General features: G+C 69.0%; 18 protein-coding genes and 2 pseudogenes. 4 read left to right on the top strand and 16 right to left on the bottom strand.

What is annotated here, in order from left to right:
* Positions 1–629: pseudogene (locus ACWGDX_RS19480) on the bottom strand (hypothetical protein); the annotation flags it as partial.
* Positions 630–762: 133 nt separating this feature from the next.
* Positions 763–915 carry a hypothetical protein gene (locus tag ACWGDX_RS19485; protein ID WP_453627115.1) on the bottom strand — a complete coding sequence of 51 codons (153 nt, stop codon included), beginning with the start codon at positions 913–915 and terminating at the stop codon, positions 763–765.
* 185 nt (positions 916–1,100) lie between these two features.
* Here ACWGDX_RS19485 and ACWGDX_RS19490 point away from each other — a divergent pair, with 185 nt between their 5' ends.
* A complete protein-coding gene (locus tag ACWGDX_RS19490) occupies positions 1,101–2,480 on the top strand; it encodes a hypothetical protein (protein WP_453627117.1) in 1,380 nt (459 codons plus the stop codon).
* A 919-nt stretch (positions 2,481–3,399) separates the two neighbouring features.
* Here the strand turns inward: ACWGDX_RS19490 and ACWGDX_RS19495 are convergent.
* Both ACWGDX_RS19495 and ACWGDX_RS19500 read right to left on the bottom strand, forming a co-directional pair.
* Entirely contained in the window at positions 3,400–4,290 is an 891-nt protein-coding gene (locus ACWGDX_RS19495) for a DUF5655 domain-containing protein (RefSeq protein WP_453627119.1), read from the bottom strand.
* An 803-nt stretch (positions 4,291–5,093) separates the two neighbouring features.
* Positions 5,094–5,417 (bottom strand): hypothetical protein, encoded by a 324-nt coding sequence (locus ACWGDX_RS19500; protein ID WP_453627166.1) that lies wholly within the window; start codon positions 5,415–5,417, stop codon positions 5,094–5,096.
* Here ACWGDX_RS19500 and ACWGDX_RS19505 point away from each other — a divergent pair.
* Positions 5,406–5,579: pseudogene (locus tag ACWGDX_RS19505) on the top strand (IS701 family transposase); the annotation flags it as partial. The gene ACWGDX_RS19500 and the pseudogene ACWGDX_RS19505 sit on opposite strands and share 12 nt — an antisense overlap.
* 332 nt (positions 5,580–5,911) lie before the next feature.
* Here the strand turns inward: ACWGDX_RS19505 and ACWGDX_RS19510 are convergent.
* The 10 genes from ACWGDX_RS19510 to ACWGDX_RS19555 all read right to left on the bottom strand — a co-directional run bounded on the left by ACWGDX_RS19510 (position 5,912) and on the right by ACWGDX_RS19555 (position 13,988).
* Positions 5,912–6,346, bottom strand: coding sequence for an ester cyclase (locus tag ACWGDX_RS19510; RefSeq protein WP_453627121.1), 435 nt, complete (start codon positions 6,344–6,346; stop codon positions 5,912–5,914).
* A gap of 65 nt (positions 6,347–6,411) precedes the next feature.
* A complete protein-coding gene (locus ACWGDX_RS19515; protein WP_453627123.1) occupies positions 6,412–7,344 on the bottom strand; it encodes an NADP-dependent oxidoreductase in 933 nt (310 codons plus the stop codon).
* 50 nt (positions 7,345–7,394) lie between these two features.
* Positions 7,395–8,279, bottom strand: coding sequence for an LLM class F420-dependent oxidoreductase (locus tag ACWGDX_RS19520; RefSeq protein WP_453627125.1), 885 nt, complete (start codon positions 8,277–8,279; stop codon positions 7,395–7,397).
* A gap of 13 nt (positions 8,280–8,292) precedes the next feature.
* Positions 8,293–8,844, bottom strand: a complete 552-nt coding sequence (locus ACWGDX_RS19525; protein WP_453627126.1) for a nuclear transport factor 2 family protein — start codon at positions 8,842–8,844, stop codon at positions 8,293–8,295.
* A gap of 28 nt (positions 8,845–8,872) precedes the next feature.
* Complete coding sequence (locus tag ACWGDX_RS19530; protein ID WP_453627128.1) at positions 8,873–9,586, bottom strand: SDR family oxidoreductase; 714 nt, start codon at positions 9,584–9,586, stop codon at positions 8,873–8,875.
* Between the two features lie 69 nt (positions 9,587–9,655).
* Positions 9,656–10,291 (bottom strand): hypothetical protein, encoded by a 636-nt coding sequence (locus tag ACWGDX_RS19535; protein ID WP_453627130.1) that lies wholly within the window; start codon positions 10,289–10,291, stop codon positions 9,656–9,658.
* Between the two features lie 38 nt (positions 10,292–10,329).
* On the bottom strand, positions 10,330–11,100 hold the full coding sequence (locus tag ACWGDX_RS19540; RefSeq protein ID WP_453627132.1) for an SDR family NAD(P)-dependent oxidoreductase: 771 nt from the start codon (positions 11,098–11,100) through the stop codon (positions 10,330–10,332).
* Positions 11,101–11,266: 166 nt separating this feature from the next.
* Positions 11,267–12,031 carry a maleylpyruvate isomerase family mycothiol-dependent enzyme gene (locus tag ACWGDX_RS19545; protein ID WP_453627134.1) on the bottom strand — a complete coding sequence of 255 codons (765 nt, stop codon included), beginning with the start codon at positions 12,029–12,031 and terminating at the stop codon, positions 11,267–11,269.
* Positions 12,028–12,873: a fumarylacetoacetate hydrolase family protein gene (locus ACWGDX_RS19550; RefSeq protein ID WP_453627136.1), complete on the bottom strand. Its 846-nt coding sequence runs from the start codon at positions 12,871–12,873 to the stop codon at positions 12,028–12,030. The genes ACWGDX_RS19545 and ACWGDX_RS19550 overlap by 4 nt, the downstream gene beginning before the upstream one ends.
* Entirely contained in the window at positions 12,870–13,988 is a 1,119-nt protein-coding gene (locus ACWGDX_RS19555) for a cupin domain-containing protein (RefSeq protein ID WP_453627138.1), read from the bottom strand. The genes ACWGDX_RS19550 and ACWGDX_RS19555 overlap by 4 nt, the downstream gene beginning before the upstream one ends.
* A gap of 80 nt (positions 13,989–14,068) precedes the next feature.
* On the opposite strand from ACWGDX_RS19555, the gene ACWGDX_RS19560 reads away from it, so the two are divergent.
* Positions 14,069–14,860 carry an IclR family transcriptional regulator gene (locus ACWGDX_RS19560; protein WP_453627140.1) on the top strand — a complete coding sequence of 264 codons (792 nt, stop codon included), beginning with the start codon at positions 14,069–14,071 and terminating at the stop codon, positions 14,858–14,860.
* Between the two features lie 714 nt (positions 14,861–15,574).
* Here ACWGDX_RS19560 and ACWGDX_RS19565 read toward each other — a convergent pair.
* A complete protein-coding gene (locus ACWGDX_RS19565) occupies positions 15,575–16,564 on the bottom strand; it encodes a hypothetical protein (protein WP_453627142.1) in 990 nt (329 codons plus the stop codon).
* 3 nt (positions 16,565–16,567) lie between these two features.
* Positions 16,568–16,975 (bottom strand): hypothetical protein, encoded by a 408-nt coding sequence (locus ACWGDX_RS19570; protein WP_453627144.1) that lies wholly within the window; start codon positions 16,973–16,975, stop codon positions 16,568–16,570.
* 166 nt (positions 16,976–17,141) lie between these two features.
* Here ACWGDX_RS19570 and ACWGDX_RS19575 point away from each other — a divergent pair, with 166 nt between their 5' ends.
* Positions 17,142–21,470 carry a CHAT domain-containing protein gene (locus ACWGDX_RS19575; protein WP_453627145.1) on the top strand — a complete coding sequence of 1,443 codons (4,329 nt, stop codon included), beginning with the start codon at positions 17,142–17,144 and terminating at the stop codon, positions 21,468–21,470.
* Positions 21,471–22,772: the final 1,302 nt, after the last annotated feature.

A 22,772-nucleotide genomic window follows, 5' to 3' on the forward strand; every position in this document is an offset into this window, starting at 1 on the left:
CGGGGGGGGGCCCCGACCTTCTTGTAACCGTTTTTTTCGCCCCCCCCCCCCCCCAACGGTCCTTTCCGGGCCGGGGGGGGGGGGCCCCCGGGGCCGGGGGGGGGGGGGGGGCCCCCCCCCCCCCCCCCCACCGCCGCATGGGCGTCGGAGAGGATGCTGGGGCCGCCGCCGAGCGGGTCGGGGCGAACGCACAGGAGCGTGGTGTAGTCCGGGGGCAGGGTCCCGTTCACCAGGTCCATGTGGAACGCGTTGTACCCGATGCCGCTGGACTTGCCGGGGTCCTTGTCGACCTTGACCCCGATGTCCTTCCAGAGGGACCACCGCGGGAAGGGCGAGAAGGGGACGGCCATCTCGGCCGCGAAGCCCGTCACCAGCCGCAGGAACCGGTCGTCGTCGGTCCCCAGCGTCTTGGCGAGGTTTCCCAGGCGCAGCACGGCGTATCCGCCGCCCTCTCCGGTCAGCGCGTGGCGCAGGGTCGCGGCGGTTTCTTCGAACCGCGGAGTGGCCGTCAGCTCGGTCCGGTACTCCTCCATGATGGACTGCGCCAGGAACGAACCGTCCAGTTCCCAGGGTGGGAGAGAACGGTCGATCAGAGCGGCTTCGAGTTCGCTCGGGATGTCGATGAACACGCGAAGCTTCCTTCTCTCTTGGGGGTTCTCGGGGTGCCGTTCTGGTGGTGCTGCTGTCGTCCGGGCGCCGAACGAGCAACGGGGAACCGCTGTTCGATCCTGGTGAAGACCTTGGGACTGCTCTGCCCCACGTTCACGCAGAGAGTCCGCTCGATCCGTCGAAGATCCGGCTGCCGTCGGTGCGGTGGAGCCACGGCCCGACCGCACGCTCGACATCGAAGTCCGGCAGGGGACGCGACGACGTCAGCAGCCTTCCGCGGAGCTTGGCCTTGGAATTCGGATCCACAGCGAGTTCCCTTCTCAGGTGAGACGGCCCTCGTCGTGCGGGGCCTGACGGTGTTCCCTCAGGAAACCGGGGCGTGCCCACATCAGGGAGGCGAACAAGAGGGGCGAACAAATCACCGCACCTGCCAGTCGTGGACCGGGCGACCTAGGCTCGGTGTCCGAGGGGCCGTTCAACGAGGGGGGCCGATGGCGAAACGAAAGCGCGGGCCCAACGAGCTGCTGGGGCGTCTGGTACAGGCGGCAGGGATCAGCCACCGGCGCCTGGCCGCGCGGGTCAACCAGCTCGGGGCCGAGACCGGCGTCAACCTGCGGTACGAACACACCAGTGTGAAGAGATGGGTCGAACGGGGGATGATTCCGCGCAGCCCGGCGCCGCCGCTCATAGCCGCTGCGCTGGCAGAACACCTGGGACGGCCGGTCGAACTCCACGAGATCGGCATGGCGCGGGGCACGGACGGCAAGGATGACGTGGGGTTAGATTTCCCCCGAGACACCGCCACAGCCGTCCGCACTGCGGCTACCCATTGGAGCACCGTGGACCGCCGATCATTCCTCGCCCAGGGGGCCTTCACCGTCGGCGCCTTCACCAGCCCGGTCACCCGGTGGACGTCCGTCCCCGCCGATCCCCCCTACGCCCACCACGGCGGCACCGTCCGGGTCGGCCGGTCCGACATCGCCGAGCTGTGGCAGGCAGCCGACGAGGCCCGGCTGTGGGACTCCCGCTACGGAGGCGGGAACTGGAAAACCTCATCCGTCGTCGAGTGCCTCCGGCTCCGCGCGGCCCCCATGCTCACCGGCACCTACAGCGCATCGGTCGGCCGTGAGCTTTTTGCCGCGACCGCTGAACTCTCCCGGACGGTGGGCTGGGCCTCCTTCGACGCCGGCCACCACGCCGAGGCCCAGCGCCACATGATTCAGGCCCTGCGCCTGGCCCGCGCAGCCGGTGACGTCGAGACCGGCTGTTACGTCCTGACGACGATGTCGCTGGCCACCTACCTGCGTGGCCACCCCGAACGGGCCTCTGATATGGCCGAGGCCGCCCACGAGCGGGCCAGGGGCCACGCCTCACCCCGCGTCCTGGGGTTCGCCAAATTGGCCGAGGCCCGAGCCCACGCCAAGGCCGGTCACCCCACCGACGCCGCCGCGGCCCTGTCGAAAGCCGAGAAATACCTGGAGGCAATCCGGCCCGGCGCCCACGACCCCGCCCACCTCGCCTATTTCGGGCACGAACGGCTGGCCACCGACGCGGTCGAAATCCACCGCGACCTCGGCAACCCCGCCGCGGCGTTCCGTTGGAGCAAGGAAGCCGCGCCCATGTCCACCAACCGGTTCACGCGCGCCGTCGGCATCCGCAAAGCCGTCCTGGCCGCCGCCCACCTCCAGCGCGACGACCTCGGCCAGGGCCTGGCCAGCGCCCAGGAGTCCCTGACCATCCTCCAGAACCTGCGCTCCCCGCGGGCACACAGCTACCTCCACGACGTTGTCCGGACACTGGCCCCGTGGCGCAGGGAACAACGCGTCGTCGACTTCGTGCACGACACCCGCCGCCGCCTGTCGGCCGCCTGAACAGGTCACAACAACTTCCCAGCTCACACAGCGCTGGCCGAACCGCAGGCTGGCGCCGGGCCGGGCGGTCCGCTACGTCGCCACCACGGGCGCGACGCTGGCAGCACCCGCAGTGGCCGCGCGCTCTGCCGCGAACAGCCCGGCGTACGACCGAGTTGTAACCGAGGGACCCCAAATGAGGCCCCGAGAGCCGGAACCACCCGATCAGGTGCCCTCGAACGTTCGCGCCAGGACGGTCCTCGTCGCCTTCCGCACAGGGACCGGCCGCCGACCGGGCAACGTGCCGTGACCAGGGCGCCCAGCGCCGGCACCCTCAGCCGCGGGCGTCTTGGGCAGAGGCCCGTGACCGTAGCGTCATCGTGCCGTTCACCACGGCACGATGAAGAAACTTCGGTCAACAAGAACTACGGGAAGTCGATCATCGAGAACGTCAACAACTTCGGCGGAGCTCCCGTAGTGGTTCCGGCGTCGTCGGAGCCGCTGGCACCGAAGCTGGCGGGCGTCCCGAGGCCGCTGCCCGTTCCGGCCCCGGTTGGCTCGCAGTCAAAGCCGCAGGCGCAGCCTTTGACCCCGCCGCTGCCTGTGGAGCCGTAGTCACCGGCCAAGTCCACGAGCCGATTCACGATCTGACGCCATCAGCAGACAGCGGCAAGTGCGGGGATGCGCCGTCATCCCAACGAGGGCCCGGCCAGCTACCGAGGCACCCTCACCAACTGATCCGGCAGGGACGGAACTCCACTGAAATGGCTATGCCGCTTCAGGGACGGCGCAGCATAGCGTGGGATCCCCGGTTAGCCAAACCGGGGATCCCACACATCATTGATAGTCCACCGCCACGCCCTGCCCGTACGTCGAAAGGCACTATCCGACGACCACAGACGAATCGCGAGACGCTCACAGCCAAGGTGTCGTCGAGCAATCACGCCGCTGCGTAGCTCGCCCGGAACAGATCCTGCGCACGCTGCACGTCCCTCGGCGTGCGGAGCTGCACCTCCAGGTCGCCCGTCCCGTGGTGGCCGAGCCCGGACACGTCCCGGGTGAACCCGGGAACGAGGCCGACGCGCTTCGGGTCGACCTTCAGGTAGACGAGGAGTTTGCTCCGCTGGGGCGGACAGACGCAGGCGAAGTTCCGCAGACGCTGATACGCCCGGTACTGCTTGCGCTCCACACGGTTCACGCCGTCCCCGAGGCCGAGCAACGCCTCGTCGACCGCGTTCGCCAGCTCGACCATCGACGCACCCTGGCCGTCGGCTGCCGCCCGGGCGACCGCCTGGCGACGTGCCCGCCGGGCTACCTGCGTGCCGCCGCTCACGGACGCCACGGTCTCCAGCCCGAGCAGGTCGGTGCCGAAGAGTCGGTAGCGGACCAGGTCGATCGACCTCCGGTGCTCGCGCACGGCGTGTACGTCGTAGCGTGTGAAGTCGCCGGCGATACAGATCAGGCGCGGCCCGGTCCAGAGGACCTGGGACGCGGCCGTGGCCCCGAGCCGGCCGCGGACCAGGTGCTCGAACTCGGCCCGGTGGTCCATCAGCCACGAGAGGTAGAACAGGCCCTGGTTGATGACTCCCGCGTCGACGCCCCGCTTGTACTCCACGATGACCGGCGACCCGTTCTCATCCAGCCCGAGCGAGTCGATCCGGCCCCCGTGGACCGGCCCAGTGCCGTACTCGCTCGCCAGGAAGCGAACTCCCAGCAGCGTCTCCATGTGCGCCTCGACGAGGCCCTGCACATCCGCCTCGACCTCAGCAAGACGCGGCGTGACCTCGGTCACGCCGCTTCTCGTCGTGTGGAACAGCTTCAGGCCCGACACCTTCCCCTCCTCGATCCGGAGATCGACAACGTCGGGCAGATGCGGATTTGTTTCCGCGAGGGCCTTCGGAGCCGTGAAGAAAGTGTGAGAGCAGGTCGCTCGACGCTCCCCGCCCCCCTTTGTGAAGCTGCGGCCCACGAAGCAGCATGGGGGACTCTCCGGCATCCCAGCACGGTAGGGGTGAGCAGAGGTGATGACGGGTGACGAGGGGTCAGGTTTCCCAGCACCATCCCAGCACGGGAATGAACCAGGGGCCCGACTCGGAAGAGTCGGGCCTCTTCTGACCTGTATGTTTGCCAGATCATCGATGTGGTGGTAAGTCACCTACTACACGTTGAAGCGGAACTCGATCGCACATCCCCCTGCATGACGTACTCCTTGGCCTCCATGCGGTCCGCTCCACCGGCGACCTTCCCCGCCTCCGAGGCCCTGTGATCGAGTTGCAGAACGACCAGAGTGTGTAACGGGTCTTGCCTCGACCTCGCCGATCGCTGGGCCAGCCGGCGGTATTCTGCGCACTCTCCTCGCCCGTGCCACAGCGTCCCTCTGAGCGGCAGCGTCGCCTGTTGACTGGGGAGGAGGCTGAGTCTCTCGGTCAGGGGGACCAGAGCCATCGCCCGTGCTGCCGGTGCCCGTGAGGGCACACATGCCAGTCAAGCCGAGACCGCGTAGTCGGGTGGCGCGCCATCGGGGCACGCCACCCGATAGTGGAACCCAACGGTCCCCGTCCGTTCCCGCCGGCGTGCCCGAGGCAGCGTCGCGCCTTTCCCTGGCTGCTCGTTGCCAGGTGTCCGAACAGGGTGCTAGATGCCGAGGATCACCAGTCCCATACCCGCCGCGACGACCGTGGCGCCGACCCAGTCGATGCGCTCGCGGTGACGCCGCTGAGGCATGGCAGCACGGGAGACAATGATGACGGCGGCGATGGCGATCGGAACGATGATCCAGAAGATGGCACGCCAGGTCCACTGGGTGAGAAAACCGCCGACGGGTGGCCCGAGGGCCGTCAGCCGCCTGTGATCGCGAAGAAGATCGCCATGGTACGGCTGCGGCGCTCCCGCTGAAAGCCTCGCACTACGATGCCGATCGCGGCCGGGAACATCGATGATCGAACGGTTGCTGGACACCGCGTCGGCTGGGTCACGGGTGACGAGGTCTACGGCGGCAACCCGAAACTGCGATCCGCTCTGGAAAACCGCGGCATCAGCTACGTTCCCGCGTTGGCCTGCTCAGCCGAAATGACCACCAGCGCAGACACGTTCCGCGCTGATGTGCTGGCGAGGAACGTGGCTGGAATAACGGCCGCCCCTCGCCGACACGCCCCTCTCGGATCACGACCTACCGCTGGAGCACTAGCAGGTGTCGACGTCCTCGTAAAGCGTAAGAATTCCAGGCTGCGAGGTTGTCACTATGAAGGGCATGAAGATCACCGAAGTAGGCCGTCAGACTATCCATGTTCGGATAGTCGCCTCACCGGCGAGTCGGTTTGGAGTGCGCGAGCTGAGCAGAGCGTCGAATGCGTATGGTCCGACACGTGTGCTTCGACGACTGAGCCGCCTTCGGCTCACCAGGTGTCGGTGAGCCGGCTGGTTCGGTATTCATCATGGTGCGCCCGGCAGGTTTATTGCACAGTCAGCCGGGCGCCGAGCTGGTGGACAAGGGAGTAGAGGTTGCCCACTCCCCAGTGCTCGACGATTTTCCCGTCGACCACCCGCATGGCGTCGACTGTTTCGAACTGTATGGTGCGTCCGGTCGCGGGGATGCCTAGGAACTCGCCCTGGTGGGTACCGTGGTAGATCTTGTATGTGGTGACGAGGTCGCCGTCGGCGGACTGCCACTTGATGTCGGCGTGGAAGTCCGGGAACGCTTCCCGCAGCTTCATGTAGAGGATCTTCACTCCGGGCTTGTCCGCGCTGACGCCCGGCTGGGGTGTGTGGTCGACAAAGTCGTCGGCGAAGAGTTCCCCGAAGAGGCCGAAGTCCCCGCCGCTCTGTACCTCTTCGGTGTTTCGCCGGACTACGGCGATGGCTGTCCTGCTCTGGTCGGTGTGTGTCATTTCCTGCTCCGCGGCTTGTGTGGGAGGTGGCCCGGGACAGGGCGGCCCGGGTGACCTGAAACGGGTCAGAAGGTCACGACGTACTTGCCCGTGACGTGCTGTGTGATGAAGTCGAGATAGGCGCCGCGTGCGTCGGCGAAGGGGTAGGTGGCGCCGATCGGCACCTCCAGCCGTCCGTCCGCGGCCTGTGCCGCGACGTCGCCCAGCCGGCCGGGCGGGAACTGCGTGACGACGTAGGAGGCACCGACCCCGTGGCCGAAGGCGGGCGGACCGCCCAGCACCGACACGAGTCGGCCGCCGGGCCGGGCCGCAGCGGCGGACGAGGCCAGTGCCGGACCCGCCTGGACCAGGTCGAGTACCACGTCGACGCCGTCCGGGACCAGCCGATGTGTCTCCTTCGAGAGGTCCGCCGCGCGGTAGTCGATCAGCTGGTCCGCGCCCAGGCCGAGGACGAAGGACTCGTCGTCGGCGTGCCCGGTGGCATATACCGCGCGGGCCGCCCGGCGGGCCAGTTGTACGGTGAAGGAGCCGACGCCACCGGTGGCGCCGACTACCAGCACCGTCTCCTCGGGCCCGATCCCGGCGGCGTCGAGCACGGTCGCGGCGGTCATCGCGCCGGTGATCAGAGCCGCGCCCCGCACCGCGTCGAGTCTGTCGGGCCGCAGTGCCAGCCGGGAGTCGTCCCGTGTCAGGACGTACTCGGCCAGTCCGCCCGACCCCGCACCGAGAGCAGCGACGACGCGGTCCCCGGGGATGAACCGGGTGACGCCCGGCCCCACCGCCTCGATCACGCCGGCTACGTCGACCCCGGGGACGAAGGGATGGGAAACCGGGATGAAGTCTTTCATCGCGCCGGTGACCAGTTTGGGGTCGATGCCGTTGAGGGACGCCGCCTCGGTGCGCAGCAGGACCTCTCCCGATCCGGGGCTGGGGGTCGGCAGCTCTGTCATGTACAGGGCTGCCAGCGGGCCGTAGGACGGTGATACGAGGGCCTTCATGGGCAGTTCCACTTCCTGTTTCTCATGGTGTTGGTTTCGCCGGGTGGCGGTCAGCCGCGTAGCGGTAGTGCTTCTGCGAGTCGGCGCCAGCCCGTTCTGGGCAGGGCGTTGAATGTGTCGTCGGTCACCAACTGGAGGGCGAGGTGGTTGGCGCCTGCCGCCAGGAACTCCGCCGCCCGTGCGACGATGACGTCGGCGTCGCCCAGCGCGAAGACGGAATCCACCAATCGATTGCTACCGCCGTCACGGAAGTCGTCCTCCGTGAAGCCAAGCCGCAGCAGGTTGCTGGTGTAGTTCGGCATGGGCAGGTAGAAGCCGAGGTAGCCACGTGCGGTGGCACGGGCCCGGTCGATGTCGGTGTCGAGTACCACCTTCAGCTCAGGGGCGAGCAGTGGGTCCGGCCCCAGGGTCTCCCGGGCCATCGCGGTGTGCTCGACGGTCACCAGGTACGGATGTGCCCCTGCGGCGCGGTCGCGGGACAGCCCGAGCATCTTGGGCCCCAGCGCAGCGAGCACCCGGGCGTCTGCCGGTACCGGCTCGGCCGCTGAGTCCAGGGCATCGAGGTATGTCCGCATCGCGGAGTACGGATGGGCGTACTGTTTGGCGAAGTGGCTATGGCTCACTCCGAGGCCGAGCAGGAACCTCCCGGGATAGTGTTGCTCCAGTTCTGCACGCTGGGCGGCCACGTCGGCTGCTTCGTGTTCCCAGATACTGAGGATCCCGGTGGCGACCGTGAGGTGTGAGGTCGCGTCCAGGACCTTGTGTGCCCAGGCGACCGATGGGCTACCGCCCATCCACAGCGTGTCGAACCCCAGGTCGTCGAGCTCTGCGGCGGCTTCGTCGAACTCGGTGGTGTAGGGCTGGATACCGCGCTGTGCGTCGCTCCAGACCCCGCTCCAGATGCCGAATGTACCCAGTTGACGGTGTGAAGGCATGGCGGTCACTCCTCTACTCTTCGATCTCGCGGTACTCGCGTTCCCGCGGCACTGGAGGGACTGACCCAGTGCGCCGGAGGCGGGCGACGAAGGTGTCGAGACGTCCGACCAGCGGGTCCTTCGACCGGTTCTGGCGGTGTTCGGGCTGCGGGTCGGCGGAGAAGACACGCTCGGCGAAGTACCAGCGGTCGTCGATCTTGCGGTAGCGGTCGCGGTAGACGCCGGTCAGGAGCACGCCGGCGTTCGGCGCGGAACCGGGACGCAGGACCATCAGGAACGACATGCCCGTCGCCTCGTCCCCCTCGCCCTCGATCAGCGGTGGGGAGGACCAGTGCCGCAGATGGCCCTGCCCCGCGCTGAAGAAGAGTTCGACGAAGTCGCCGAGCGCGAGCCGCCCTTCGATATGGATCTGGTCGGGCAGGCCCTCGGGCAGGCCCTTCTCGCAGAAGGCACCGTCCGAGGTGAAGCATGCCTCGAAGGCGGCCCTGTCCCCGAAGTCGACGGCGAGGCTGTACCGGGCCTGGAGCTGCCGGATGTTCTCGTAGTCCATGGGTGTCATCGTCATGTGCCGGCCCCTCTCTGCGGATTCCGGCTCAGACCAGGACCGCGCCGCCGTCGATGGTCAGGAGCGTGCCGGTGGTGTGCTGGTTGGTCATCAGGTACGCGTACGCCTCCGCGACCTCCTGTCGTTCGCCGACCCGGCCGAGCGGGAGCGTGGCGGCGACGGAGGCGTACAGGCTCATCCGGGCGTCTTCCGGCAGGCCGTTCCACAGTTCGGTGCGGATGATCGACGGCACCACGGCGTTGACCCGGACCGGGGCTAGGTCCAGGGCGAGCGCGCGGGTCAGGCCCTCGACGGCGCTCAGTACGCTGGAGACGACGGCGGTGCCGCCCTGTGGGCGGGTGGAGGCGATGCCGCTGGTCAGGGTGATCGAGCCGCCGGGCAGGATGCGCGGAACGGCGTACTTGGCGGTGGTGAGAGCGCCGAAGTAGCGGATGCCGAAGAACGCCCGTGCCGACTCGATGTCGGTCTCGGCCAGGGTGCCTGCCAGCAGTGACTCGCCCGCCGTGTAGACCAGATGGTCGAAGTCCGCGCACGTGGCGAAGAAGTCCCGGACCGCGCTCTCGTCCGTGACGTCCAGGGTCTGGCCTTCGGCTCGTTCCCCGAGCGCGGTGACGGCCTTGTCAACCGCGTCCTGGCCGCGCGAGGCGACCAGCACGGAGGCCCCCCGGGCGACGGCGAGTTCGGCCGCCGCGAATCCCAGGCCTGACGTGCCGCCGATGATGACAATGCGCTTGCCGTTCATGTCCGTCTTCGTCCTCTTGTCGTTCTTATGTTCGTCGTTGCGGATGTACGAGTACGTGTCCGTCCGATGTCAGTCGAGAGTTGCCCTGGCCAGGAAGGGCGCGAGCTGGGCGCGGGCCTGCTCGGGGGTGACGACCTCGGCCGCGTCGAGCTTCCGGTAGGAGTAACTGGCCGGGTCGTCGTACACCCGTTCACCGATGAGCTTGGCGTCGAGGGTGTAGGCGAAGTTCTGCATGATGGTGTGCTGGATCAGGTAGTGGGCGTCCGGGTCGATCTCGAAGTCGACCTCGGCGGCGGTCAGCGCCGAGCCGGGTGTCATGTGGTTCCAGACGGCTTCGGTGACGACACCGAAGTGCCCGACGCAGATGTTGAGCGCGCGGGCGGCCATGACATTGGTCCCGCTCTCGGCCACCTGGCGGTAGAAACCCTCCACCTCGGCGTGCCCGGTCAGGACGTGGACGGTGCCGCGTTCGGCGACCCGGTACACCGGCTCGGGGACGGTCAGTTCGGGCACCAGGATCTGGTCCCAGTGACCGGAGATCTCCAGTACCGCGTGCCGCAGATAGTTCTTGAGGATCGCCCGGTGCAGCGGGATGTCGGTTTCCGCGAGCAGCTCCTCGATTCCGGCCGGGAGGTAGGTCACGTCGAAGGCCGGCGTGAGGTCCAGCGTGGTCAGTGCGTCGGAGGTGGGTGGCTGGGCCGTCATGGTTCTTCCGTTCGTCGTCGAGGGGGTTCCGGGGCGGGTCAGATCACCGCGGTCAGGCCGCCGTCGACCGGGAGCGCGATGCCGGTGACGTAACTGGCCAGATCCGATGCGAGCCAGGCGACCGCGTTGCCGATCTCGGACGGGTCGGCGAACCGGCGCAGCGGGGTGCGCTGCCGGTACTCCTCGGCGGTGTCGGACACCCCGGGTGTGGTGCGCAGCAGCAGGGTGTCGGTGGTGCCGGGGCACAGGGCATTGACTCTGATGCCGTGCGGTCCCAGGGCGTCGGCGAGAGCTTTGGCCATGAGCACCACAGCGCCCTTGCTGGTGGAGTAGGCGACGGTGTTGTACGCGCCGACGAGCCCGCCCATGCTGCCCATCAGCACGAGGCTGCCCGGGCGGTTCTGTGCCCGCATCTGTCGCGAGGCGGCCTGGGCGCCGAAGAGCACCCCGTCGAGGTTGACCGCCATCAGCCGGTGCAGGTCGTCCTCGGTGACATCGGCGGTGTCGGCCCGCAAGGTGATACCGGCGTTGCAGACCATCACGTCCACCCCGCCGAACTCCCCGGTGGCATCGATGAGGGCGTCGAGATCGGCCCGGCGGGTCACATCCGTGGCCAGGAAGCGGGCCGGAACCCCGAGTTTCTCGATCTCCTCCGCCGTGGGTGGCCCGCCCTCACGTGGGGTGTCCGTGATGTCGGCGACATAGACCGCCTTGGCCTGGTGGTGCGCCGCGGCCAGGGCGATCGCCCGCCCGATGCCGCTGGAGGCGCCTGTGACGACGACTGTCTTGCCCGCGAGGATGTCACTCATCCGCGATCACTCCATTCTGTTTCGTGCCGTTCGGTCCTGCTCGTACTCCGGTGCTGTTCGATCAGCACGCCGGTCGGCACCGGGCCATGGCCCGACGGGAGACGGGCCGGAGGCCGGCAACGCTGTGCCGACGGGCGGGGATTCACGGTTCACACGCCGCCGCCCATCAGAGCCAGGCCGGCAGGACGGGGAGCCCGGTCTGCCGCTCGCGGCCGGTGAGCCACGCGGCGAGCCGGGCCACGGGGGCGGTCACCCGTATCGGCTCGTCCTCTCCCATCACAGTCCATGAGGCGCGGATATCGGTGGCGGTCAGCCGCAGCGCCGGGCCCTCCAGCCTGGTGGCGCGCGATCGCACCACGTCGTCCGTGAGCGCCCGGCAGAACCCGGTGGGCAGGTCGTCGAAGTCCATCCCGGCGTCGAGGTCCACCGCGTGCACGGCGACTTCGCGGGCCCGCAGCCACGGCACCTCCGCGGCCGGCACCGTACGCCCCCGCGCGGTGACCACCTGGGCGGCCCAGGCCGACTCGGGCATCGTCGCGAATGCCGCTTCCAGCGCCCGTGCGGCCGACAGCACCCAGGCTCGCAGCTCGTCCGCGGACAGGTGCGAACCGCGCTCGATCTCGTCCGCGCGCTGCTCCGGCGACGCGTACATCGGGCACGGCGAGCCGGTACGCGCCCAGGAGACGAGACGGCCGAGCGCCTCGGCGTTGGCGGCCACATGGGCCAGCAGATGGCGGCGGGTCCAGCCCGGCAGCGCGGTCGGCAGACCAAGACCGTCGTCGCCGAGCCCGTCCATCGCGGCCAGGAACAGCCCGGTGCCCTCCGCAGCCCAGCGAAGGCTCCGCTCCGGCAGACTTCCGCGTGCGGCGCTGGTCCCGCCGATGTCGTCAGCGGCCGAGACTCGCGCGCGCGGGTGCTCCGCTGCTCTCATGGCGCCGCCGCCCCGCTCCCACGCGCGCTGTTGACCTGCTGCCCGAGTCCCTCGAACTCGACGGTGACCGTTGACCCCTCCCACAGGAACTCCGGCGGCTTCCGGGCGTGCCCGACACCGCCAGGGGTCCCGGTGGCGATCACATCACCGGCGTTCAGGGTCACGATCCGGGAGATGTACCGGACCAGATCCACCGGGTCGAAGACGAGGTCGGCGGTGTTGGCCGCCTGCTTGACGGCACCGTCCACCACGCAGGTGAAGTCCAGCCGGGGCCGGACGCCCCCGGGCAGTTCGTCGGGGGTGACGAGATACGGCCCGAGCGGCGTGCTGTCCTCGAAGGACTTGCCCTGGAACCACTGCGGGGTGCGGTACTGCCAGTCCCGCATGGTGATGTCGTTCACCACGCAGAACCCGGCGATCGCCGCCGCGGCACTGTCCTCGTCGGCCCGCCGTACGCTCCGCCCCATCACCATGCCCAGCTCGGCCTCCCAGTCGACAGCCGCTGAGGCGGGATCCAGCGTGATGGGGTCGTAGGGCCCGATCAGCGCTTCCGGGAACTTGGTGAACAGCGTCGGAAACCTCGGGATCTCCCGGCCCATCTCGCTGATGTGACTTCGGTAGTTGAGGCCAACACAGATGATCTTGCCTGGCCGGGTGACGAGGGGGGCCAGATCGGCGGTGGCCAGCTCATGGCGCCGGCCTGTGGCCTCGGCGGCGGTGCGGTGCCAGTCCGGGGCCGCCAGCAGGGCGCCGACGTCGGGAACGCCCAGTTCGACGGCGCTGTCGCCCTCGACGCGGACGGCGGCCGTACCGCCCGCGGTACGCAGCGTGGCCAGCCTCATGACGCGTCTCCCTCCACAAGCACCCGGTCGGCGTGCAGCCGTTCGAAGATCGGGGTGTCACTGAAACGGAACAGGTCGAGACCACCCTCGGACTCGAACGACAACGCCGCCCAGGACGGGACAGCCACCAGATCACCGCGGGCGATCCGCCACCGCCGCTCACCGACCCGTACCGTTCCGGTGCCGTCGAAGACCTGCCAGACCGCCGAGCCCACCTCACGCCGGAGGCCCGTACGGACCCCGTCCCGCAGCCGGTGCATCTCCGCACGGATGGTCGGCAGCACATCACCCCCGGTGGCAGGGTTGCTGAAGCGGACAGCGGCGTGGCCCGGTTCGACCACCCCGGGGAACCCTTCGCTCTCGAGTGCGAGCTGGTCGGCGAGAGCGGCGTCGGTGTGTTCCCACCGGTAGGCCGCAACAGGCGAGTTCGCAGCCGTCGCCGTCACAGCCAGCGGACGCAGCCCGGGGTGGGCCCACAGCCGTTCGGAGCGTGATCGCGTGGGAGTCGAGCGATCGCTGATCTCCTCCGGGCCGTCTTCGAAGAAGCCCGAGCCCATCGCGTGCACGAACGGTATGTCCAGCCCGTCCAGCCAGGCCATCGGGGCATCGCTCCGGTTGTGATGGCCGTGGAAGCGCCAGCCCGGGGTGAGGAGGAAATCGCCGCGGCGCATCGCCACCGGATCGCCGTCGACCACCGTCCACACGCCCTCACCCTCGACGATGAACCGGAAGGCGTTCTGGGTGTGCCGGTGCACCGGGGCGTCCTCGCGGGGATTCAAATACTGAATCGCCGCCCACAGGGTGGGCGTGGCGTAGGGGGCGCCGTTCAGACCCGGATTGGCCAGAGCGATCGCCCGGCGCTCACCGCCGCGGCCGACCGGCACCAGCTCACCCGACCGGGCGGCCAGCTCGCTCAGCCGCTCCCACCGCCATACGTGGGCCCGCGCCGCCGGGACAGGACTGGCCGGCATCAAATCGCCGATCTCGGTCCACAGCGGCACCAGAAGTTCCTGCTCGAAGCCGCGGTACAGCTCACGCAACCCGGCAGTGACCGGGGGTTGTCCCGGCGCCTCGACCGCCTTGAGGGCAACCGGGGACGGAAGCGATGCGGTCATGTGGCGCCTCCAGCACGTAGCGGAACCTGTTTCGCCTTCAACTTAATTAGATTCTGTTGGGCGAGACGTATTGTTCTGCTATGAAGAACAAGCCCTCTTACGGCATTGAGTCCGTCGACAACGCGCTCCGCCTGGCCGTGCTGCTCCAGGAAGAGGGCACCTTGCGGGTCACGGACGCCGCACGGCATCTGGGAGTGGCCCGCTCGACCGCGCACCGACTCCTGGCCATGCTCGTCTACCGGGACTTCGCCGCCCAGGACCACGACCGGCGCTACGTCCCCGGACCGGTGTTCCAGCATGGGCGCGCCCACAGGCCGGTGGAGCGATTGCGCCAGCTCGCCCTGCCCCGCCTGGAGGCCCTCGTCGCGCAGTGCGGGGAGACGGCCAATCTGCAGATCCTCGTGGCGGACCACATCCGTTTCGTCGCCTCAGTGGAGAGCGACCAGGTCCTGCGCGTGGGCAACCGCGGCGGTCGGATGCTCCCCGCCCACCTCGCATCGGGGGGCCTCGCCCTGCTCGCCCTGCTGCCGGAAACCACGGTCACCGCGCTGTACGCGGCGGCCGACGCACCGCCGGTCGACCTGCCGCACCTGCTCGCCGACCTGCGCAAGATCCGCCGACAGGGCTTCGCCCTCAACAACCAGGCGACCGAGGTCGGTGTCACCGCCGTGGGCCGTGCGGTCCGCGGCCCGGACGGAGACCCGGTGGCCGCCCTGTGCATCGCGGTGCCCACCGCCCGCTTCACCCGCGAGCGCCTCACCGACTGGTCGGCCCCGCACACGGCCGCCATCGCGGACCTGGAACGCGAACTGCACGCCATCCACGCCGAAGACCCGCTCCGACCCACCGAGATGGCCCGGCACCACCGATGACGGGCACGTCCCCCCGCCATGGGCCGCACCGGGCCGCTCACAAGCGACTACGCATCCATGGCCCCGACCGGCCACAGGCAGACATGGCCCAGAGCAAAGTCGGGTAGACACACAGCCTTCTCCAGCGAACTTGATTGATGCCACATGCGCCTTACAGGAAGTGACGCCTCGACCGCACCCCGTATGGAACTCCGTGGTCTTTTGGTGCTCGCTACGTTCGCGACCAACCTCGGGTCGGGCTGCATAGCCGTCCGCCAATGCAGCAGGACCGATCCGGCTCTATCGTCCGCCAGTCAGCGATGTCGGCGCCGGACACACGTGGGACGACGCCACCCTGCGGGCCCACCCCCGTCTGTTCACCCCGACCATCGGTGTCGTTTCACCCCGCAACTACCCCTTGGCGTGACGGTTCGTCCGTTACCGAACACCACAGCGTGATCGTTCGGCGGACGGAGCGGGTCCTGGACTGCGAGGCTCGACACCGCCAGCGGTCGCCCATATCCCCTGACCTTCTCTGACGTTGTGCTGGCGCCGACGACGACACCAAACCCGCGTCAGTCACCACAGACGACGGCACATCTGGGAAGACGGCGGACATGGTTGCGGAAAAAGGTCAGGGCCGGAGGTCCCGTCCCGTGGCGTGTGCCTTTGGTGATGGGTCCGGGTCCTTCCCGTTCGGTCTGGTGGGCCCGCGACCCGCCGGGTGACGAATGGTTACCCCGTTGGAGGCGGGGGCGGCGTGGGTGTCAGGTGGCGGGTGAGGGTGTCGCCGGCTTCGGGAGTGAGGGGCCCGCCGGTGCAGTTGGGGCCGAGGGCGCCGCCGGTTTCGGGGGTGGCGGAGCTCGTGGGGCTGAGGCCGAGTCGGTCGGCGAGGTCGCTGATGTGGAGGCGGGTGGCGGCTTCCAGGAGGAGCGCGTAGGTGTCGGTGGCCATGCGGGTGTGTGCCCGGCCGGTGAGGGTGAGTGCGGCGGTGATGAGTGCGGCGGGCCACCACCAGGCGGCGAGGGGGAGGTAGAGCAGGGCCCAGGCGGTGAGGGTGGCGGCGCGGGTGAGGTTTTGACGGGCGGTGGTGATCTGGACGCGGGTCTCCTCAGGGAGGATCAGCCAGAGATGCGGCCAGAGGGTGGCCAGGTCGAGGTGGTGGTCACGCTCCAGACGGACGGCTGCCGCGTTGAGGCGGTCTCCGCTCCAGGTGGGGCGGCTGGGTTCCTCGGGTGCGATGCGGGTCATGGCGCGTTCGGCGGCGTGCCGTGTGGCGGGGTCGGTGCGTTGGCCGTGGGCCAGAGCTTGGGCGTCTTGCTCTCGGTGGTGATGCCAGGTGCGGGCCGCGCGGGTCCAGCGGTCGTGCCGCCGGGCCGTTTGTCTGGCGGCGAGCCGGCGGAGTGGGGGTGGCCAGGTGTGCCAGTCGGCGGCCAGGCAGAGCCGTTCGGTCAGGGAACCGAGGGCTTGTGCTATCAGCCCCGCGGCTGCGGCGCCGGCCAGTGTCGCGGCCAGCAGCACCACGTAGCCGCCGGTGGTGCTCGTGGCCGGGTGGTTTGCCCAGGTGGTGATCTGTCGGGTGAGGAGTGGCAGGTCGAAGGGGCGGGTGTGGCCGAGGGTGTGGGCGGTCACGGCGATGGCGAGGTAGAGGGCGCCGGGCAGAACCAGCAGGGACAGCCACCGCTCGGCGAGTTTCTTGCCCAGCTCCGACAGGAGGCCGCCCACCGGTTACAGCCGTTCCCTGCGCAGCGTGCTGTTGCTGATGGCGCAGTGCGGCACCGGGGCAGCGGCCTTGGGCCACCAGTAGCGGGCACACCTGCCTGCCGGACACAGGTACACCTGCTCGGCACGGGTGGTGCTGATCCCGGCCGGCCGCAGACCACGGATCGCGCCCGCGTGGTCGGTGTAGCCGTCCAGGCCCTGGGGGTCGCCGCCGGCCTGCAGGACGGCGTGCAGCACGGCAAGAGGGGCCACCACGTCTCCGCCGCCGCGGGCGGCGGCCAGTACCCGCTCCACCGGGCCGTGCTCCCCGCCTGGCCCGTCCCGTAGATCCGCGCGGATCTCCTCCAGATGCGCGCAGACCGCGGCCAGCCTCTCCGCCCCGTCCGGCGCTGCTGGCCCGCCCCCGTCGGCCATGGGTTCCCTTCCCGCCTGCCCTGCCTGTTCTTGTCACCGGCTTGCCTCCGGCCAACTACGTTGGAATGGACCAGGGTTGGCCAGCATCACGAGGATACTCGGGGCGTCCTTCCAACACTGCAGGGCGTACATGCCACGGAACGCATGGCGGACAGAGGAGACCGGAGTGGTTGAGGAACAGCTGACTGCGGTGTGGGCCCGGTTACTAAGGATCGCCGACACCGGCGATCCTTCCCCGGCACTGGAACCACAGGCCCTCACCGAGGCCCGGCAGCTCACCGAACTCCTCGACACCAACACTATTGAATTCAGCGACATAACAGCCTGGTACGCACTTGGCTGGCTCCACTTCCACAGGTACACGGCGCTCCCGGACGGCCAAGGCAGTACAGACCTGGGCAGCGCGGTAAAAGCGTTCACCCCCTGCTTCCTCACAGGCACCGGCGCCCTGCCCGAACCTCTTCTGCCGATTCTCGCCGACACCGCGGCACCGTACGCTGAGCTCCTGTTCCAGCAAGCACGTGACTCCGCTGACCCGGACCTGCTCACCGCCGCCGTGGACCTGTGCCGGCGCATCGCGCAGGCCGCGCCCGCCGACCACCCCCACCGGGGGTTGATGGTGTCCAACCTGGGGCTGGCGCTACGGGACCGGTTCAGACGGACCGGGGACCTGTCGGACCTGGACCAGGCCATCGTCATCGGACAGGAAGCCGCACGCGCTGCGCCCACCGACTACCCCCGCCGGGCGTTGATACTGTCCAACCTGGGGCTGGCGCTACGGGACCGGTTCAGACGGACCGGGGACCTGCCGGACCTGGACCAGGCCATCGACCATCTCCAGGCCGCAGTCCAGGCCACACCCACCGACCCCACCGACCGAGCGGGGCACCTGAATACCCTGGGGCTGGCGCTGCGGGAACGGTTCGGGCGGACGGGAGATCTGCCGGACCTGGACCAGGCCATCGACCATCTCCAGGCCGCAGTCCAGGCCACACCCACCGACCCCACCGACCCCACCGACCGAGCGGACTACCTGAACAACCTGGGGCTGACGCTGGAGGACCGATTCAAACGGACGGGGGACCTGTCGGACCTGGACCAGGTCATCGACCGACTCCAAGCCGCAGTCCGGGTCGCACCCACCGACTACCCCGACCGGGTGACGATACTGTCGAACCTGGGGTTGGCGCTACAGCACCGGTTTAGGCGGATAGGGGATCTACCGGATTTGGACCAGGCCATCGACCATCTCCAGACCGCAGTCCGGGTCGCACCCACAGACCACCCCGACCGAGCGGACTACCTGAACCCCCTGGGGCTGGCGCTGGCGGACCGGTTCGAGCGGACAGGGAACCTGCCGGACCTGGACCAGGCCATCGACCGCCTCCAGACCGCAGTTCAGGCCACATCCACCGACCACCCCGACCGGGCACGGAAACTCTCCAACCTGGGGCGCGTGCTCCTCGTCCGGTTCGGGCGGATGGGCGATCTGCCGGACCTGGACCAGGCCATCGACCGACTCCAAGCCGCAGTCCGGGTCGCACCCACAGACCACCCCGACCGAGCGGACTACCTGAACCCCCTGGGGTTGGCGCTGGGGGCCCGGTTCGGGCGGACAGGGGATCTGCCGGACTTAGATCTGGCCATCGGCCACCTCAGGGCCGCAGTCCGGGCCACACCCGCCGGCCACCCATACCGGGCGTCGACGCTGTCCAACCTGGGGCTGTCGTTGTATGCCCGGTTCGGGCTGACCGGGGACCAGGCGGATCTGGACCAGGCCATCGACGATCTCCAGGCTGCGGTACACGCCCCCCAGGCCGACCACTCCGACCGGGCATCGGCGCTGTCCAGCCTGGGGGGTGCGTTGCAACTCCGGTTCGGGCGGACGGGGGATCTGTCGGACCTGGACCAGGCCATCTCCATCGGACAGGAAGCCGTACACACCACACCCACCGACCACCCCAACCGGGCGTCGATACTGTCCAACCTGGGGCTGGCGTTGGGGACCCGGTTCGGGCGGACCGGGAATCCGCCGGACCTGGACCAGGCCATCTCCATCGGACAGGAAGTCATACACACCACACCCACCGACCACCCCAACCGGGCGTCGATACTGTCCAACCTGGGGATGTCGTTGCGGGACCGGTTCCAGCGGACCGGAGATCTGCCGGACCTGGACCAGGCCGTCGACGGCCTCCGGGCCGCAGTCCGGGCCACACCCACCGATCACCCCGACCGAGCGCGGATGCTGTCCAGCCTGGGGGGTGTGCTGCAAGTCCGGTTCGAGCGGGCGGGGAATCCGTCTGACCTGGACCAGGCCATCACCATCGGACAGGAAGCCGTACACACCACACCCACCGACCACCCCAACCGGGCCGGTTACCTGAGCAACCTGGGGAGTGCCCTGCACGTCCGGTTCAGACGGGCGGGGGATCCGTCGGACCTGGAGCAGGCCGTCGTCATCGGACGGGAAGTGGTGGACGCCACACCCGTCGGCCACCCCGACCGAGCGGGGTACCTGAACAACCTCGGGCTGGCGCTTGTGGCCCGGTTCGAGCGGACCGGGGACCAGACTGACCTGGATCAGTCCATCGACTGGCACCACGCCGCGGGCCGGGCCGCGCCTGCCGGCCACCCCGACCGAGCGGTGTACCTGAGCAACCTAGGGTTGGCACTGCGGGACCGGTTCGGGCTGACCGGGGACCAGGTGGACCTGAACGCGGCGGTGTCTGTTCTGGGCGAGGCGGGCGGTTCCGTTTCGGCGGTGCCTTCGGTCCGTATCCGGGCGGCGTGGACGGTTGCGGGGCTCATCGCAGGGTCTGAGGCGGGGCAGGCAGCGGAGGCAGCCGAGGCCGCGGTACGGCTGTTGCCCGAGGTGACCCTGCGCCAGCTGAGGCGGGGCGATCTCCACCATGCGCTCGGCCGCTTCGCCGGACTGGCCAGAGACGCCACAGCACTGGCTCTGGCTGATCCCCGCAGGACCCGGCAGGAACGCGCCACCCGCGCGCTGCGGCTACTGGAGGCCGGGCGGGCGGTGCTGCTCGGCCAAGCGCTGGACACCCGCAGCGATCTCACCGACCTGAACCGGCAGCGCCCCGACCTGGCAGCGCGGTTCGTTCAGCTGCGCGACCAGCTCGACCAGCCCACCGGCACCGCCGCCGACGGAAGCGGCGAGACGGACACCCGTACGGTGCGCCAGGACCGCGATGTACACGACCGGCACCAACTGGCCCGCGACTTCGCCCGGACACTGGCCGAGATCCGCGATCTGGACGAATTCGCCTCCTTCGCCCTCCCACCCGCCACAGAGGAACTACTCACCCAGGCGCAACAGGGCCCCATTGTCGTGTTCAATGTCAGCAACTACCGCAGCGACGCCCTGTTGCTCACCCGGGCGGGCATCACCTACCTGGAGCTCCCCCAGCTCACAACCGGCGCCCTCTCCGAGAAGGCAGGCTCCTTCCGACAAGCCCTGCACACCGCTATCGCGAGCGGGGACAAAACCCAACGGCGGCAGGCCCAGGACGTGATGACGCAAGTCCTGCAATGGCTGTGGGATACCGCGGCCGGGCCCGTTCTGGACGCGCTGGGCCATCACCGCCAGCCTCCGGCGGACACCGACTGGCCGCGGGTGTGGTGGGTACCGGGCGGACTGCTCGGACTGCTGCCCCTGCACGCCGCCGGCTACCACACCGACGCCGCCGACGACCCGCACCGGCGCACCGTCATGGACCGAGTCGTCTCGTCCCACACCCCCACAGTCCGCGCCCTGCGTTACGCCCGCCAGCACACTCGGGAACACACCCCGCACCCGGACACCCCCGCCCAGGGACTGGTCGTCGCGATGCCTACGACCCCCGGCCTCCCCCACGACGGCCGACTGAACCACGTCAGTACCGAAGCCGAGGTACTCCGCCGCCACCTGCCCCGCACCGTACTGCTGAGCGAACCCGATCCCGACAGCCACTCTCCCGGCCCGCCACCGAACAGGCCGACCAAAGCAGCCGTCCTGGACCACCTCCCCCGCTGCCACATCGCTCACTTCGCCTGCCACGGCGCCAGCCACCCCACCGACCCCTCCCAAAGCCTGCTGCTGCTCCACGACCATCAAAGCGACCCCCTCACCGTCGCCAGCCTCACCTCAGTCCGACTCGGCCACGCCCAGCTGGCCTACCTGTCCGCCTGCCGCACCGCGGCCCTCGACGCCGCACACCTGGTCGACGAGGCCATCCATCTGACCTCCGCTTTCCAGCTCGCCGGATTCCCCCACGTCGTCGGCACCCTCTGGGAGATCGACGACGGGATCGCCGTCACCGTCGCCGACACCTTCTACACCCACCTGCGCACCCCCGACGGGACCATCGACACCAACCGTGCGGCCTGGGCACTGCACCAGGCCGTGCGGAGCATACGAGACGGCCACGACCTGCCCGGCCCGCTCGACCGAACCCGGACTCCCTTCCTGTGGGCCGCCTACCTCCACGCCGGCGCCTGACGGAAGCAAGCACTCGGGCAGCGGGGCCGTCTGACGCGCGGGTGCCGGGTCCACCCGGAACGACGGCGCGGCCTGGCGTGGCGGCAGCCGTCCGGCGCGGTGGGTCTCCCGACCGGTGCGGCGGGCGCGGTCTGCCGGGCTGGCCTTCACGGGAATGTACGGCAGCCGGATGAGCCATCCCCGCAGGCGCGGGGAGCAGTTCGTGCACGACCTCGTCGTCCACGCTCGGCTTGATCTGATGACAGTGCTGCAGAACGAGGAGCTCCGCGGGCTCGGTGAACAGCCGCTCGATTGGGTCGCCGTTCTTGCCCAGGGCTCTAATATCCATGGCGCGAGCCGCCGCCCTACGCAGGCAGCCCGTGCCAGCGGTCGTCATGTTCGACCGATACGACGGCAGAACCGGTCCCATCCTTGTCTTTGGCTGCTCCGCCCCCTCCTAGCTGCCACCCCGCTATAGGGCCGTTTCAGGACCAGTACGCGATCGTCGAGCGCACCTACTACAACAAGTCGCAGATCCAGCCTCAGTCGCCGCTGGCCAGGCCACCAGCCCGACACCAGCGGCAGAATCGACAGTCCCGCAAGGTATCCATCGAGCGCCAGTCGCCCGACACCAATGTTCCAGTCCCCTCGTCAACGACGGGGCGTTCGAGCACGCATTGGCGTATGGAGCCGACGGGCGTCCGTCAGCCGTGGGAGTCCTCTGGGACTTCTCTGGGACTTCCGGCCTCATCAAACAGCACGAACATGAAACAGCTGAAAGGTCATTCGCGCAGGTCAACTGTCATCAGCCACTCATCGCGGCATGTCACGGGGCTGGCCGGTCTCTTCCGCGACAACTGACCAGCAGGAACCAGCATCCCCACGCAGAGCGTCGCTCACCCTCGGCGCCTTACTAACGTACGCCTCCCTCAAAGGGCCTGACCTGCCCAACAAGTCACCTGACGCCCCATCAGAACGAGCGTCATTTCAGCGTCAAGATATCGCCCGTAACGCCCACAATGCACATAGCGCACACCACCCAAACCCGCAGGTCAGGCGCCCTTTGTGACAGGTTCAAGGATCGCCACGCACTCCACGTGATGCTGTCATCGGAAAGGCGTCGCATGAACCGAAAGCTGGCATTGTCGAAGGTCAGCGTAGGTTCGCATCCGCCCTGAGCAGCTGTCTGACCGTCTCAGGCGTCAAATGAGCGTCAAGACCAGCCAGGAAGCGCTTCTGCATACCGCAGGCAGGGCTCTCCGCCGCAGCTATGAGCTTCGCGAGCCGTGCGCTTCTGGCGCCCCTCACGCACGGGCTGACATG

It is taken from the genome of Streptomyces sp. NPDC055025, from assembly GCF_053608565.1.

Coding starts and splice junctions, on each gene's coding strand:
- ACWGDX_RS19550 (WP_453627136.1), bottom strand. CDS start 12,873: ATGAGGCTGGCCACGCTGCGTACCGCGGGCGGTACGGCCGCCGTCCGC.
- ACWGDX_RS19540 (WP_453627132.1), bottom strand. CDS start 11,100: ATGAGTGACATCCTCGCGGGCAAGACAGTCGTCGTCACAGGCGCCTCC.
- ACWGDX_RS19570 (WP_453627144.1), bottom strand. CDS start 16,975: ATGGCCGACGGGGGCGGGCCAGCAGCGCCGGACGGGGCGGAGAGGCTG.
- ACWGDX_RS19560 (WP_453627140.1), top strand. CDS start 14,069: ATGAAGAACAAGCCCTCTTACGGCATTGAGTCCGTCGACAACGCGCTC.
- ACWGDX_RS19520 (WP_453627125.1), bottom strand. CDS start 8,279: ATGCCTTCACACCGTCAACTGGGTACATTCGGCATCTGGAGCGGGGTC.
- ACWGDX_RS19535 (WP_453627130.1), bottom strand. CDS start 10,291: ATGACGGCCCAGCCACCCACCTCCGACGCACTGACCACGCTGGACCTC.
- ACWGDX_RS19515 (WP_453627123.1), bottom strand. CDS start 7,344: ATGAAGGCCCTCGTATCACCGTCCTACGGCCCGCTGGCAGCCCTGTAC.
- ACWGDX_RS19490 (WP_453627117.1), top strand. CDS start 1,101: ATGGCGAAACGAAAGCGCGGGCCCAACGAGCTGCTGGGGCGTCTGGTA.
- ACWGDX_RS19525 (WP_453627126.1), bottom strand. CDS start 8,844: ATGACGATGACACCCATGGACTACGAGAACATCCGGCAGCTCCAGGCC.
- ACWGDX_RS19530 (WP_453627128.1), bottom strand. CDS start 9,586: ATGAACGGCAAGCGCATTGTCATCATCGGCGGCACGTCAGGCCTGGGA.
- ACWGDX_RS19510 (WP_453627121.1), bottom strand. CDS start 6,346: ATGACACACACCGACCAGAGCAGGACAGCCATCGCCGTAGTCCGGCGA.
- ACWGDX_RS19545 (WP_453627134.1), bottom strand. CDS start 12,031: ATGAGAGCAGCGGAGCACCCGCGCGCGCGAGTCTCGGCCGCTGACGAC.
- ACWGDX_RS19555 (WP_453627138.1), bottom strand. CDS start 13,988: ATGACCGCATCGCTTCCGTCCCCGGTTGCCCTCAAGGCGGTCGAGGCG.